We start from the raw sequence: 13,019 nt of genomic DNA on the forward strand, positions 1-13,019 counted from the left end.
AGTTTGACAGTTCGTGCGAAATGTAGAAGCCTCCTTAGACGTGAACCGCTCAAAGATCACGAATAAGGAGGCCTCTTGGACGACAGCCAGAGTTTATGCCACTCAAAGTGGGAATGCAAGTATCATGTAGTTTGGGTGCCCAAAGGGCGCCGCAAGGCGCTATACGGGCGCATCCGTCAGTATTTAGGCGAGCTGTTTCACAGTCTTGCAAGGCAGAAAGAATGCAAGGTAGTGGAAGGCCATCTGTGTAACGACCATGTCCATATACTGATATCGATACCACCAAAGTACTCTGTAGCGCAGGTAATCGGTTTCATCAAAGGAAAGAGTGCCATACACATAGCCATAATGTACCTTGGGCAGAAAAAGAACTTCACTGGGATGCACTTCTGGGCACGTGGCTATTTTGTGACAACAGTAGGAGCGGACGAGGAGACAGTCCGCAACTATATAAAGCAACAAGAGATCGAAGATAAACGGCTCGATCAAATGATGTTAGCGGCAATGTAAAAATGCCCCACCTTGGAAATTGAATTTTGACCCACTCTTCCATAACCTAGCCGACCTGGAGGGTCGGCATGATTGGAAAGGAAGAGAGTATGGAAATCAGAATTCTCAAGAGGCAGGACAAGAGCATCCGGGAGATCTCGCGGATCACCGGGCTGTGCCGAAACACTGTCAGAAAGTTTCTCAGATCGGCTGCAGATCCGAGGTACAAAGAACGGGCGAAGCGACCGGGAAAGCTTGATCCATTCAAAGCATTTATCGAAGAACGGGTGAAGGCGGCGCTGCCACATCGTCTTCCTGCTCCGGTACTTGCTCGGGAGATCAAAAGCCTTGGCTACGAGGGCGGCGAGCGCACCCTCAGAACGTTCCTGGCAACGCTTTATTCCCGTGTCACGCCGGAACCGGTTGTACGGTTCGAAACCGCCCCTGGCCAGCAGATGCAAGCCGACTGGTGTGAACTGCGCAAGGGCAAACACCCGCTGTACGCATTCGTGGGAACGCTCGGCTTCAGCAGAGATTCCTTCGTTGTCTTCACCAACAGCCAGGCGTTCGATGTCCTTCGAGAATGCCATGAGATGGCATTCTCCTTCTTCGGCTGCGTCCCGCGTGAAGTGCTCTATGACAACATGAAGACCGTAGTGCTGGAGCGAAATGCCTTCGGCGAGGGCAAGCACCGCTTCCATTCCGGCCTGTGGGACACAGCCAAGCATTTCGGTTCATGCCCCGGTTGTGCAAGCCGTACCGGGCCAAGACCAAGGGAAAGGTCGAGCGGTTCAACCGTTACCTTCGGTACAGCTTCTATTATCCGCTGGTATCGCGCCTGAAGCAGGCGGGATTAACTCTTGATGTCGCGACCGCGAATATCGAGGTCTTAAAGTGGCTCAATGAAGTAGCCAACTGCCGCATCCATGGAGAGACCGGCGAGCGCCCCTGTGATCGGCTGAAGATAGAGCGAGCAGCGATGCTGCCGCTGCCGCCAAGAGTTGCTGTCGCGCCGGGCAAACCAGAGGTCATTGCTCCCATACCGTGGCCGGTGATTCCACTTCAGCGTCCCGCCTCATTCTATGATCAAATCCTTCAGGAGGGGCGGCTATGAGTGACATCCAGCACCAGCGCATCGTAACGCTGTGCGATGATCTGAAGTTTCTGGCGGTGACCGATGTATACGCCGACCTTGCAGATGCCGCGGCAAAACAGGAATCCTCGTACACCGACTACCTCGAAAAGGTACTCAAGGCAGAAAACGACGTCCGGCAGGGCCGCTCGCGCCACACAATGGCAAAGCTCGCAGGGTTTCCCGCGATGAAGACGCTTGAGGATTATGACTTTGAGTTCGCCACCGGCGCCCCAAAGCAGCGAATACTCGACCTGTCGGCAATGGCGTTTTTAGAGCGCCGAGAGAATGTAATCCTGCTGGGTCCCAGCGGCACCGGAAAGACTCACCTCGCCATCGCGCTCGGCTACCGAGCAACCCAGTGCGGCGTCAAGGTGCGCTTCATTTCCGCAGCTGACCTGATGCTACAACTCGAAAGCGCGCAGCGGCAGGGGCGATACAAGGAAGTAATGCGGCGCAGTGTCCTGGGACCGAGACTTCTCATCATCGATGAGATCGGGTACCTCCCGTTCAGCGAAACCCAGGCAAACCTGTTCTTCCAGGTGATAGCCAAAAGGTATGAGGCCGGTTCTGTGATCCTCACCTCGAACTTGAGCTTCGGCGAATGGGAACAGGCTTTCGGCGGCAACACAGCCCTCACATCAGCGATGCTCGACCGACTGCTGCACCACGCCCATGTCATCCAGATCAGGGGTGACAGCTATCGGCTGAAAGAAAAACGACGCGCAGGCATTGTCGGGCAGCAACTACCCACACCTCAGATTGATGATTAACGCAGGGAGGTGGGTCATTTTTCAATTTCCGATCATCTGGTAAAGTGGGTCACATTTCGATTGCCGTTGACAAATGACGATGTTTAACGAAGGATGACCACCGTCAGGTGGTCGGATAATCTTTTGAAATAACCGCTTTGAGCGGTCCACGGTTTTCAAAGCCCCCACCTTAGGTGGGGGATGTCTTACTTAAGATTGATGTCGGTTTATTCTGGCTAGCCCTTCAAGAAGCAAGAGAAGCCAGACGGAAGAAACGCCAAGTAGCTAGTTCCCTCAGTTCAACCGTTCAGAGACAGCTGGCTTTCCCTTACTCAAGCGGCCTGAAAGCCTAGTTCCGACTTAGGCAAAACATAAACGGGTTGAACAACAGCTAAGACTGAATTTTATTCATCTACCCAAGAACCCTTTAGTGTGGAGGAAATAATGAAATTATTTACATACAGCTACGTGTTATTTGTAATTAGTGTATATTTAATTTTTTGTAATTATGCTTATGCGTATCTTGACCCTGGTGCTGGAAGCTATGTTTTTCAAGTAGTGGTTGCAGCCATTGTTGGCGGGGTATTTACCATTAAAATGTTCTGGCAGAAGATAAAAAATCACTTGGTCAAATTTTTTCACAAAAACGGCGGCCATGATTTATGAATGCCGAAATCAGCTATCTTTCGAGCTCTTTCAGGGATCCGAGTGGTTTTCTCTTCCTTGAGAACGGCACTCTCTTCCGATCTATAACCCGCCTATATCAACAAAACTACGATCATCTGATGCAGTCAGGGCTGTACAACAAGCTCGTTGAAAGCAACCTGCTGCTTCCACACATGGAGGTAAGCCTATCCGGCAAAGACTTTGACCATAATTACAAAGTAATTCAACCTGAATTGCTTTCGTTTGTTTCCTACCCTTATGAATGGTGCTTCAATCAAATAAAGGATGCGGCGCTCGCGCTGATAGAAATCCAGAAGCAGTCGCTTGCATTCAATATGATTTTGAAAGATGCGAGCGCCTATAATATGCAATTTCACAAAGGAAAGCCTATCTTGATCGACACGCTTTCCTTTGAAATCTACAAAGAAGATCAACCTTGGGTTGCCTATCGTCAGTTTTGCCAACATTTTCTGGCTCCTCTTTCGCTAATGGCATTCCGGGATGTCAGGCTCAGCCAACTTATGAGGATATACATAGACGGTTTGCCACTTGACCTTACTAGTAAACTGCTTCCGATGTCAACTTGGTTCAATTTTTCATTTTTATCACACATCCATCTGCATGCAAAAACGCAAAAAAGATACGAGTCGAAGGCATTACCACGATACTCCCACAAAGTTAGAAAAGATTCTCTTATCGCCCTGATCCATCACCTTGAATCGGCGATTACTGGGTTAAAGTGGCTTCCAGCTGGATCAGAATGGAGCGAATATTATAATGATACTAATTACTCACAAAAAGCAATGCAGCACAAGCAGCAGTTGGTGGACTATTATCTTGTCGAAAGCAAACCACGCACAGTCTGGGACCTTGGTGCCAATACCGGAGCATTCAGTCGTATCGCAATGCATAAAGATATTCACACCATAGCTTTTGATCTTGATCCCGCGGCAGTTGAAAAAAATTACTTGCAGATGCGAGAAAATAAGGAAACAAAAATATTGCCGCTATGTCTTGATCTCGCTAATCCCACCCCTGCAATGGCTGGGCACACAAAGAACGACTTTCATTGGTTGAAAGGGGGCCGTCTGATACTGTTCTTGCTTTGGCATTGATTCATCACCTTGCAATCTCCAACAATTTACCTTTCAGCCACATCGCCTTCTTTTTGAGCCAGTTGTGCCACTATTTGATTATTGAATTTATTCCCAAGAATGATTCTCAGGTACAAAGACTTCTTTGCACTCGAAAGGACATCTTCACACATTATTCTCAGGATCATTTTGAAGCTTCTTTTCAAACATATTTTTTAATTCTTAAACGTGAAAAGATAACAGACACGGAACGAACGTTGTATTTAATGGAAAAACTAAATGTTTGCTAGGTACAAAATTCTTTTCAATAGCTGGCTTGCCCTGACACTGAGCGTTCTTTTTTTCCACCCGCTGATTGCAACGCTTCACGATAATATTATTATTCTTCAGTGGAGAGTCCAAAATAGTCTTGAACTAATTTCTGTAATAGTCCTGTTCACTGTGATCCTCACTGTAGCGCTATTGCTTATTGACAAGATTCCCGGTGTCAGGCTTCGCTTTGCCCTTCTCTTTTGCATATTTATCGTTCCTTTTATTTCTTTCTTCATTCATTTTTTACAGCAAGTTGACTATAAAAACGCACTTGTAATTTTGGGAGAATATGCACACAAGAATCAATTGCTAGTAGAGATAATAGTTACTTTTTGCGGCGCTGTTTTTTTGGTGTTGGCAGCTCGGTACACGAGCAAAATGACGCATGTCATCATCATACTAATACTTATTCTTTCTCCACTGAATTTGCTTGCTGGTTGGACTCTGTGGAGCATATGGGATGTTAACACAAAAATTGATATTAACACTCCTAATCTTTGTGATAAAAAAACACACACACCAGACCATAATCTTATAATTATACTTTTCGATTCATTATCTTACGAGTATCTCTATAAAAATGCTTCAGTATCTTCCAGATATACAAACTTTCACCGCTTATCCTCAATTTCCGATAATTACCATAATGCGCTATCACCGGGTAAACAAACTTTGACAGCAATCCCTGGCTTATTAACAGGTAAGAGTTTCGATAACGTGCTAATGGGATATAGGCAAATTTACAAAATCTCAAAAGAAAATAAGAAAGAATATTTAGATATCCTTTCTGAAAATTTATTTTCTATTGCGAAAAAGAGCGGCTATAAAACATTCTTATTTGGCTCCTATCTTCCCTATTGCGAAATGTTTGATAGATACCTTAATAGGGGGCACTCATTTAGTATCTATAATTACGCAGGTGTAGAAACACATTTTTCTTTATTAAGTCCGATCATGACAAATCTGATTATTTGGCCACGCCAGTCACCTCAGGGTTTCATAAAAAATATAGTAGTTTCTCAATGGCAAAAAGAACAAACCATCAAAGTATTTAAATTTTCGATGGCAGCCCTTGATGAAAAAAATCCCTTTTTTCTGTTCACACATATTTACAGTACGCATGTACCGCTTGTCTTTGATCGTAATGGTTACTTTGACAATAAAGAACCCTTCCTTCAAAGTGCTGAAAATTATACGAAAGCAGTTGAATTTGCTGATTATACACTTGGTGAGCTAATAAGAAAAATGGAAAAAAACACTATTTTTGAATCTTCTGAAGTCATAGTTCTCTCAGATCACAATAATCGCAGTATGTTTCCTGGTAAGGAAAATCATATACCTTTAATAATCAAGAAACCTTTTCAACAGATAAAAAATGATCTTTTTGGTCCCGTACATACTGAGGGAATCCTGAATGAAATTATGAAGAAAAATTCCACTATCAAAATCAATGCCAACCCAGGAAAATGAATAAAAATGGGAGTAGCTTCAGGCCCGAGAGGTGGCACTGTCAACGTTATTGCTATTGGCAAAAATACGGATATATTTATGAAGAGAGTATTTGATTTTATGTTTTCTTTCGTAGTGTTGCTTTTTTTTATCATGCCCATGCTGCTTGTTGCTTTGCTGGTGAAGTGTAGCTCTCCCGGCCCTATCCTTTACTGGTCAGATCGGGTCGGTAAGAATAATGCCATATTCAAGATGCCCAAGTTCCGCACCATGCGCACTGACACCCCAGCAATTGCTACACATTTGCTAAGTGACCCCGACCGCTACCTGACTTCTATCGGCAAGTTTCTTCGTAAATCAAGCTTGGATGAGTTGCCGCAACTATGGAGCATTGTTAGGGGTGACATGAGTTTCGTCGGACCCAGACCTGCATTGTATAACCAGCAGGACCTGATTCAGTTACGCACTGAAAAGGGAATCCACATATTGAAACCAGGTTTGACTGGCTGGGCTCAAATAAACGGTCGTGATGAACTGCCAATCCCAGTTAAGGTCCAATATGACGAGTATTATCTGAGGCATCGGTCTTTCTTGCTGGACTTAGAAATTATGCTCATGACTTTCTTCAAAGTATTGCGCAGTGATGGTGTTCAGCACTGATGTCGAGTGTTTCTTGCATTTTGCTCGGTTAATGCTATTATGTTAACCCTTGACTAGCCTTGTTTATGCAATTGTTATTAGCTCCAGGAGGAGATAATGTTTTCTGCTAGAAGGATCCTGGTCTTTCTTTTGGACGTTTGCCTGATTCTGGCGGCATTTGTCATTTCATTTCTCTTGCGCTTCGACTTCCAGATTCCTGCTTCAGAGCGAGACATTATCCTGAACGGTCTCTGCGTCATCATGATCGTTAAGCCTCTAGTGTTTGTGGCTTCAGGCATGTATCGGAATATCTGGCGGTATGCTCCCTGCAGGACGCCATCCAAATCTTCAAAGTGGTTACCTTTTCCACTGTTATTTCAGCGTTTGTCCTCATGCTCATCAAGAACGCTTCTGGTTTACCACGGTCTGTCTATGTTCTCGACTGGTTTGTGCTCTTCTCGTTGGTAGCTGCCAGCCGCCTTGTCTGGAGGGTGTACCGGGAGGTACATATAATGCCCAAGATCAAGAACGGGCATAGGACATTGATAATAGGTGCAGGCGAGGCAGGAAGCCTTCTCTCGAAGGAGATTTGGAAACAAGAGAACTCCCCGTATCAAGTAATCGGTTTCATAGATGATGATGCTGGAAAGCAGGGACTGAAACTCAATGGAGTCCCTGTGCTGGGCAGGATCGAACGGCTCAGGGCATTGGTGAGAAAACACCAGATCGAAGAGGTGATTTTTGCTATACCTTCAGCAAGTCGCGATACCATGCGCACTGTCATTGGCTGCTGTGAAAAATCATGCATAAAATTCAAGACATTGCCTAGCATTACCGACATAGTGGACGGCAACATATCCGTGCATCAAATTAAAGATGTTGAGATCGAGGACCTGCTGGGTCGTGAATCAGTGGTACTTGATCAGGCGGCAATCCGTGGTTATTTGACTGACAAGAGGGTCATCGTTACTGGCGCTGCGGGCAGTATCGGTAGTGAAATCTGTCGGCAGGTGGCGAAATTCAAGCCATCAAAAATACTATTGTTTGATAATGCAGAAACGCCTCTCTATTACATCGAAAAGGAGCTGACGGAGACATTTCCCGAGCTCAGAGTGGTGCCGGTAATCGGCGACGTGAAAAATGTGGAACGGGTGGAAAGCATCTTCGACGAATTCGAGCCGGAGGTAGTATTCCATGCGGCAGCATACAAGCACGTGCCGATGATGGAATATAATCCTGTCGAAGCAGTGAATAACAACATCCGCGGCACCAAAGTGCTTGCCGATGCGGCACGCAAACACAGCGTCAAGAACTTCGTCATGATTTCCACCGATAAGGCTGTCAATCCCACCAATATCATGGGGGCAAGCAAAAGGGCTGCTGAAATTTATGTCCAGGCGTTGGCTGTCAAAAGCAAAACCAAATTCACCACGGTACGCTTCGGCAACGTCCTCGGCAGCAATGGCAGCGTAATCCCCCTGTTCAAAGAGCAGATCAAAAAAGGCGGACCGGTTACCGTTACCGATAGGGAAGTTATCAGATATTTCATGACCATCCCCGAGGCGAGCCAACTGGTTCTGCAGGCTGGCTGTATCGGCAATGGCGGTGATATCTTTGTGCTGGACATGGGAGAGCCGGTGCGTATTCTTGATCTGGCTGAAGAATTGATCAAGCTCTCCGGTTTGGTTCCCTATCAGGATATCGATATTGTCTTTACGGCTTACGCCCCGGGGAAAAACTCTTCGAAGAGCTATTGATAGAAGGTGAAGGGGTCAAGCCGACCAAGCATAAAAAGATACGAGTACTGTCTGCTGTTGAATCAGACATGAATATCATTACCCAAGAAATGGAAACGTTATTTAAAGCAGCTGAACATGGAGATTTAACCACCCTTATGTTTTCTCTGAAACAATTGGTCCCTGAATTCACCCCCCGCTACGTGTTTGATGGGCCTGCTCCCGCGGTTTTCCAGCGCCTTCGTCACGACCTTTTTGTTACTCAGCAATCAGCGATAAATGAGAATTAACAGTCTCTGCGGCAGTAGCTGAATTCATGGTATTTAGATGATACAAACCTTTAGAAAACCTTTTCCAACGATTGTTCTCACATTCTTTTTACTCATAAACTCCACTAGCTGCTGGGCTCTTTCATCCTCGAACATTCCTCTCGACAGTCCCGTTTATTCCTATCTGGAAAAGCTTGCCGGCTTTGGTCTGATTAAAAGTGATGTCAAAGGTATCCGCCCCTTCTCAAAGGCAGAGGCGGCAAGACTTCTGCTGGAAGCAGAAAAGAACCTGGCCGATGCCGATGCCGATGCCGAAAAGCAGCCTTTTGCCAGGGAACTGATTGCGCGGATCAATGAACTAATCCCCCGTGAAGTATCGCTTCGAAGGAGTCCGGATCAAAAACCAGCTCTTGTGGATTACAATCTGGTCTCCTCCCTTCGTTTCCGTTACGTCTACCTGAACGGCATCCCGCGCAGCTATGAGCGACCGGTCCATGATCCCGGCGATGATGGCGTCTTCGGCCTGGGATCAGGTCTGCGTCCCGTTAACCCGTATCCTTCGCTAGTGCAGCAGCATGGGGCCGAGGGGACGCCGCTTCTTGAAAACAACAACGGCGTTATTTACCGTGACGGCAACAATGCCGAACTTCGTTGGGCTGCCGAAGCCTATCTGAGTGATAAGGTGACCGGTCTCATTGAACCGTCCATTCTCATCGGGGATGATAATCGGATCAGGATGAATCGCGGTTACGTCAAGCTTGGAGGCGGCGGCATTGAGCTCGAGCTGGGTAAGGACGAAAACTGGCTCGGCCAGGGCTACCGCGGCGCTATTACCCTCACCAACAATGCAGAAAATTTACCTTGGTAACTTTCCAGCCCAGAGCCGGTCCGGATCAGCTGGCTTTCGTGGCTTGGTGATCTCAAGTACGCCTTGATCGCATCACGATTCAACAAAACCTATACAGGCGGTGTCGAGCGCCAGCCTGGTTCTATGCTTTAAAGCTGATCTCAAAGCCGACGAACAATGTGGAGATCGGCTTCAATCTTGGCCGGCAAGTGGGGGGGGCTGGCGTTAAGAGCGGAACCGGCGATATGTTACGTGGGTTGATTGGTGGCACCAGTGCCGACAATTCCAATGGGCTGGCTGGTTTCGAGCTTCGCTATCGCATGCCATGGCTGCGCAACACGGAATTATACGGGGAGTTTTCAGGCGAGGATACCGCTTCATTCTGGCCTATAGTTGAGAGCTATGTGGCCGGACTCTATATTCCCCGCCTGACGGATGATGGCAGGAATGATTTCCGCTTCGAGTTTTTCCAGGGCAACCAGATTCTCTATACCAACGGCACCTTTCCCGCGGGTTACATTTACAGAGGAATGCCTATAGGACATTCTCAGGGAGGCGCCACACAGGATTTCTTTGCCCGCTACAGCCACTGGTTTTCTGTACGCAATAATCTGGCCCTGGAGTATATTTTTACACAGCGTGGAAATCTGGGGAGAGTGAAGGTCGATAGCTCAGGTAATTTTGATGTCAACGGCACATTGCAAGCAGTTGAGCGAAAAAATGCCGGCCGGATTCACTGGCGATTGCCGGTTTACGGGGAGCTAGATGCAGAGCTGACCTATGGGTATGAGCGGATAAGCAACTTCGATCTTATGGCAGGGGCGAAAAGAACCAATCAGCTGTTTATTGCGGAAATGACCTATCGGTACTGAACAAACTGGTTATTGGTGATTGGTGAATACTAACGCCTTTAAACCCGTCAACCGCCACCCGTTTCCTGTCACTTATCACTTGTCACCGGCTGGTTGACAGACCGTATCATCAATAGTATTGTTTATCATGCGATAGATAGTGTTGATGTTAGAGGTGCGGGGATGAAAAACATTGCGGCAAACGAACTGAAAACCAGGGGGGTGACCTCCATTGAGAAGGCCCTTGAAAACAGTGCTGAGGCAATTATTTCGGTACGTGGACAGGAACGTTATGTGGTCATGGAGATGGAGGAATACAACCGGCTGCGGGTCTGCGAACTGGAAGCCGCTCTTTATGAAACACGTCAGCAACTCGCTGCAGGGGAATTTGTCGAGGAGAGTGTGGATGAGCATATGGAGCGCATCAGGAATGCTGCAAAATGAGCTTCCGCATCATCTATACCCACAGCTATCTCAAACGAGCCGCAAAGTTCATCAAGCGTCACCCTGAAATCCTATCCCAGTATGAAAAGACCCTGAAGCTGCTGGAGCTCAACCCGTTTCATCCGTCACTGCGCCTGCATCGCCTTGGCGGACCACTGCAGGAACTGCATTCGGTATCAATCAACATCAGCTATCGTATAACCATCGAATTCATAATGGAAGATGGGAAGATCGTTCCGGTGAGCATCGGCAGCCATGATGAGGTTTACTGATAGTGAAAGGTGAGGGGTGAAGGGTTTTTAACCTCGAACATAGAACATAGAACCAGTTTCACACGGAGATACAATGATCAAAAGCATGACCGGCTACGGCAAAGCTGAGGCAGATTCACAAACGGGAAAGCTGACGGTGGAAATACGGTCGGTCAATCACCGCTACGGGGAGATATTCGTCAAGTTGCCCCGTCTGTACGTGCCCTTCGAGAATGAGGTGAAAAAGGCGGTTGCCCAAAAGCTGAAGCGGGGAAAGATCGAAGTCTTCATTCAGCGTGAGGAGACTGCTGCCGGCGGCGCCATGCCCGTTGTCAACCTGGAGCTGGCCAAGGGGTATTATCAGGCTTTTTCCAGTATCAGGGATGCCATCGGCTTGAAGGAAGAGGTGCCGCTCGCTCTTATTACCGGCCAAAGAGATGTAATTGGCGCGGGTGAAATTGCTGCTGTTCCTGAGTCTGTTCCGACCGAACTTCTAGCCGCTGTCGAGTCTGCTGCAAGTAATCTGGATGCAATGCGCAGCCGGGAAGGTGAGGCCCTGCTGGATGATCTGCAAAAAAGGCGGACTTTCCTCTCTGCTCTTATTGCGCGTATTGCCGGGCGTTCGCCTCAGATGGTTGCCGATTATGCCGTCAGGCTCAAAGAGCGTGTGGCCCAGCTTTCCGGCGACAGTACCGTGACTGAGGAGCGTCTGGCCCAGGAAATAGCCATCATGGCTGACCGTTGCGACATTACCGAAGAATTGGTTCGCTTCAACAGCCATCTGCAGCAATTTGACGAAACCATTGCCCTCAATGAACCGGTGGGTCGCAAGCTGGACTTTCTACTGCAGGAGATCAACCGGGAGGTGAACACTATCGCTCAAAGGCCAACGATGGGGAAATCGCCGCCTGTGTGGTCGAGCTCAAGGCCGAACTTGAAAAAATCCGCGAACAGGTGCAGAACATCGAGTGAAACGGTGAATGGTGAATGGTGAATGGTGAATGGTGAATGGTGAATGGTGAATGGTGAATGGTGAATGGTGAATGGTGAGGGAAGCGACCATGAAACGTGAAGGTATTTTGTTTGTTATTTCGGCTCCCTCGGGGGCGGGGAAGACCACGCTGTGCAAGGAAGTAATTGACATTTTCCCGAACTTGCGGCATTCTGTCAGCTACACTACGCGTCCTGCAAGGCCCGGCGAGGTACATGGCCGGGATTATTTTTTTATATCCCTTGATGAATTCAAACGAATGGTGGCAGCGGACGAATTTGCCGAATGGGCCGAGGTTCATGGCAATTTTTACGGTACCGCCCTCAAAACCCTTGAAGAGTATAAGACCAAGGGGATAGATGTCATACTGGATATAGACTGCCAGGGTGCACATCAGCTGAAAAAAAGATATAATGGTGCAGTATATCTGTTTGTTCTGCCCCCCAGTTACCAGGAGCTGCGCCGCCGGCTTGACTGCCGCAGTTCTGATGCCCCTGAGGTCATTGATCGCCGTATCGAGGCTGCTGCAGGCGAAATTAAAGAATCGCGCTGGTATGATTACATCATCATCAACGATGTTTTTCCCAAGGCGGTCGAAGAGCTGAAGTCAGTGCTGATTGCCGAGCAGTGTAAGACGAACCGCGTACTAACAGGGGTTTCTGAGTTGTTTGAAATATAGAGGCGGTGATTGGTGGTTAGTGATTGGTGATTGGTGAGGTTTTAACTTCGAACTTCGAACTTCGAACCTCGCACCTCGCACCTCGCACCTCGCACCTAGAACCTAGAACCTAGAACCTAGAACATAGAACATAGAACATCTGTTAAAGGAGTAAATAAATGGCACGAGTTACCGTTGAGGATTGTCTGGAAAAGGTCGATAATCGCTTCCTGTTGGTGATGCTGGCGTCGAAAAGGGTGAAGCAGCTTTTCAAGGGTGCAAAGCCCCTTATAGACAACCGGGCCGGCAACAAAAATGTGGTGGTTTCACTCCGTGAGATTGCCGCCGGCAAGGTGAATTTCGAGATTACCAGCCGCAAAAGCCGCTAATTTCGAAAGGCTGGAAAAGGGGGGAACATTAAGCTTCCGCCCTTTTTTGT

The 13,019-nt window shown here is 47.6% G+C and carries 12 protein-coding genes and 3 pseudogenes; all 15 read left to right on the forward strand.

Annotated elements, in window-relative coordinates:
* Window positions 1–75: 75 nt before the first annotated feature.
* Window positions 76–510, forward strand: a complete 435-nt coding sequence (tnpA, locus tag JCM15764_RS06130) for an IS200/IS605 family transposase (RefSeq protein ID WP_054693671.1) — start codon at window positions 76–78, stop codon at window positions 508–510.
* Between the two features lie 68 nt (window positions 511–578).
* Window positions 579–1,603 (forward strand): annotated as a pseudogene (istA, locus tag JCM15764_RS06135) (IS21 family transposase).
* Window positions 1,600–2,394, forward strand: a complete 795-nt coding sequence (gene istB / locus JCM15764_RS06140; protein ID WP_054693673.1) for an IS21-like element helper ATPase IstB — start codon at window positions 1,600–1,602, stop codon at window positions 2,392–2,394. Before istA ends, istB begins: the two are co-directional and overlap by 4 nt.
* A gap of 423 nt (window positions 2,395–2,817) precedes the next feature.
* The gene (locus tag JCM15764_RS22085; RefSeq protein WP_243688467.1) at window positions 2,818–3,039 is read left to right on the forward strand and encodes a hypothetical protein; all 222 of its coding nucleotides are present in this window, start codon (window positions 2,818–2,820) and stop codon (window positions 3,037–3,039) included.
* Window positions 3,036–4,154 carry a class I SAM-dependent methyltransferase gene (locus JCM15764_RS06145; protein WP_243688468.1) on the forward strand — a complete coding sequence of 373 codons (1,119 nt, stop codon included), beginning with the start codon at window positions 3,036–3,038 and terminating at the stop codon, window positions 4,152–4,154. Before JCM15764_RS22085 ends, JCM15764_RS06145 begins: the two co-directional genes overlap by 4 nt.
* A 258-nt stretch (window positions 4,155–4,412) precedes the next feature.
* Complete coding sequence (locus JCM15764_RS06150) at window positions 4,413–5,915, forward strand: sulfatase-like hydrolase/transferase (protein WP_054693676.1); 1,503 nt, start codon at window positions 4,413–4,415, stop codon at window positions 5,913–5,915.
* A gap of 6 nt (window positions 5,916–5,921) precedes the next feature.
* A complete protein-coding gene (locus JCM15764_RS06155; protein ID WP_243688469.1) occupies window positions 5,922–6,554 on the forward strand; it encodes a sugar transferase in 633 nt (210 codons plus the stop codon).
* 371 nt (window positions 6,555–6,925) lie between these two features.
* Window positions 6,926–8,277: pseudogene (locus JCM15764_RS06160) on the forward strand (polysaccharide biosynthesis protein); the annotation flags it as partial.
* Between the two features lie 9 nt (window positions 8,278–8,286).
* The gene (locus JCM15764_RS22090) at window positions 8,287–8,559 is read left to right on the forward strand and encodes a hypothetical protein (RefSeq protein WP_243688486.1); all 273 of its coding nucleotides are present in this window, start codon (window positions 8,287–8,289) and stop codon (window positions 8,557–8,559) included.
* A 37-nt stretch (window positions 8,560–8,596) separates the two neighbouring features.
* Window positions 8,597–10,257 (forward strand): annotated as a pseudogene (locus JCM15764_RS06165) (capsule assembly Wzi family protein).
* 162 nt (window positions 10,258–10,419) lie between these two features.
* Window positions 10,420–10,680, forward strand: coding sequence for a hypothetical protein (locus JCM15764_RS06170; RefSeq protein ID WP_054693679.1), 261 nt, complete (start codon window positions 10,420–10,422; stop codon window positions 10,678–10,680).
* Entirely contained in the window at window positions 10,677–10,952 is a 276-nt protein-coding gene (locus JCM15764_RS06175; RefSeq protein ID WP_054693683.1) for a type II toxin-antitoxin system RelE/ParE family toxin, read from the forward strand. The genes JCM15764_RS06170 and JCM15764_RS06175 overlap by 4 nt, the downstream gene beginning before the upstream one ends.
* A 73-nt stretch (window positions 10,953–11,025) precedes the next feature.
* Window positions 11,026–11,925 (forward strand): YicC/YloC family endoribonuclease, encoded by a 900-nt coding sequence (locus tag JCM15764_RS06180; protein WP_439645264.1) that lies wholly within the window; start codon window positions 11,026–11,028, stop codon window positions 11,923–11,925.
* Window positions 11,926–11,992: 67 nt separating this feature from the next.
* Window positions 11,993–12,601 carry a guanylate kinase gene (gene gmk / locus JCM15764_RS06185; protein ID WP_054693757.1) on the forward strand — a complete coding sequence of 203 codons (609 nt, stop codon included), beginning with the start codon at window positions 11,993–11,995 and terminating at the stop codon, window positions 12,599–12,601.
* Window positions 12,602–12,759: 158 nt separating this feature from the next.
* Window positions 12,760–12,969, forward strand: coding sequence for a DNA-directed RNA polymerase subunit omega (rpoZ, locus tag JCM15764_RS06190; protein WP_054693686.1), 210 nt, complete (start codon window positions 12,760–12,762; stop codon window positions 12,967–12,969).
* Window positions 12,970–13,019 lie beyond the last annotated feature (50 nt).

Origin of the sequence: Geotalea toluenoxydans JCM 15764, assembly GCF_001311985.1 — a bacterium.
Classification (GTDB): domain Bacteria; phylum Desulfobacterota; class Desulfuromonadia; order Geobacterales; family Geobacteraceae; genus Geotalea; species Geotalea toluenoxydans.

Bases quoted from the DNA above. Each gene is read 5' to 3' on its own strand.
- JCM15764_RS06150 (WP_054693676.1), top strand. From the start codon at position 4,413: ATGTTTGCTAGGTACAAAATTCTTTTCAATAGCTGGCTTGCCCTGACA.
- gmk (WP_054693757.1), top strand. From the start codon at position 11,993: ATGAAACGTGAAGGTATTTTGTTTGTTATTTCGGCTCCCTCGGGGGCG.
- JCM15764_RS06175 (WP_054693683.1), top strand. From the start codon at position 10,677: ATGAGCTTCCGCATCATCTATACCCACAGCTATCTCAAACGAGCCGCA.
- rpoZ (WP_054693686.1), top strand. From the start codon at position 12,760: ATGGCACGAGTTACCGTTGAGGATTGTCTGGAAAAGGTCGATAATCGC.
- JCM15764_RS22085 (WP_243688467.1), top strand. From the start codon at position 2,818: ATGAAATTATTTACATACAGCTACGTGTTATTTGTAATTAGTGTATAT.
- JCM15764_RS06180 (WP_439645264.1), top strand. From the start codon at position 11,026: ATGATCAAAAGCATGACCGGCTACGGCAAAGCTGAGGCAGATTCACAA.
- JCM15764_RS06145 (WP_243688468.1), top strand. From the start codon at position 3,036: ATGAATGCCGAAATCAGCTATCTTTCGAGCTCTTTCAGGGATCCGAGT.
- istB (WP_054693673.1), top strand. From the start codon at position 1,600: ATGAGTGACATCCAGCACCAGCGCATCGTAACGCTGTGCGATGATCTG.
- JCM15764_RS06170 (WP_054693679.1), top strand. From the start codon at position 10,420: ATGAAAAACATTGCGGCAAACGAACTGAAAACCAGGGGGGTGACCTCC.
- JCM15764_RS06155 (WP_243688469.1), top strand. From the start codon at position 5,922: ATGGGAGTAGCTTCAGGCCCGAGAGGTGGCACTGTCAACGTTATTGCT.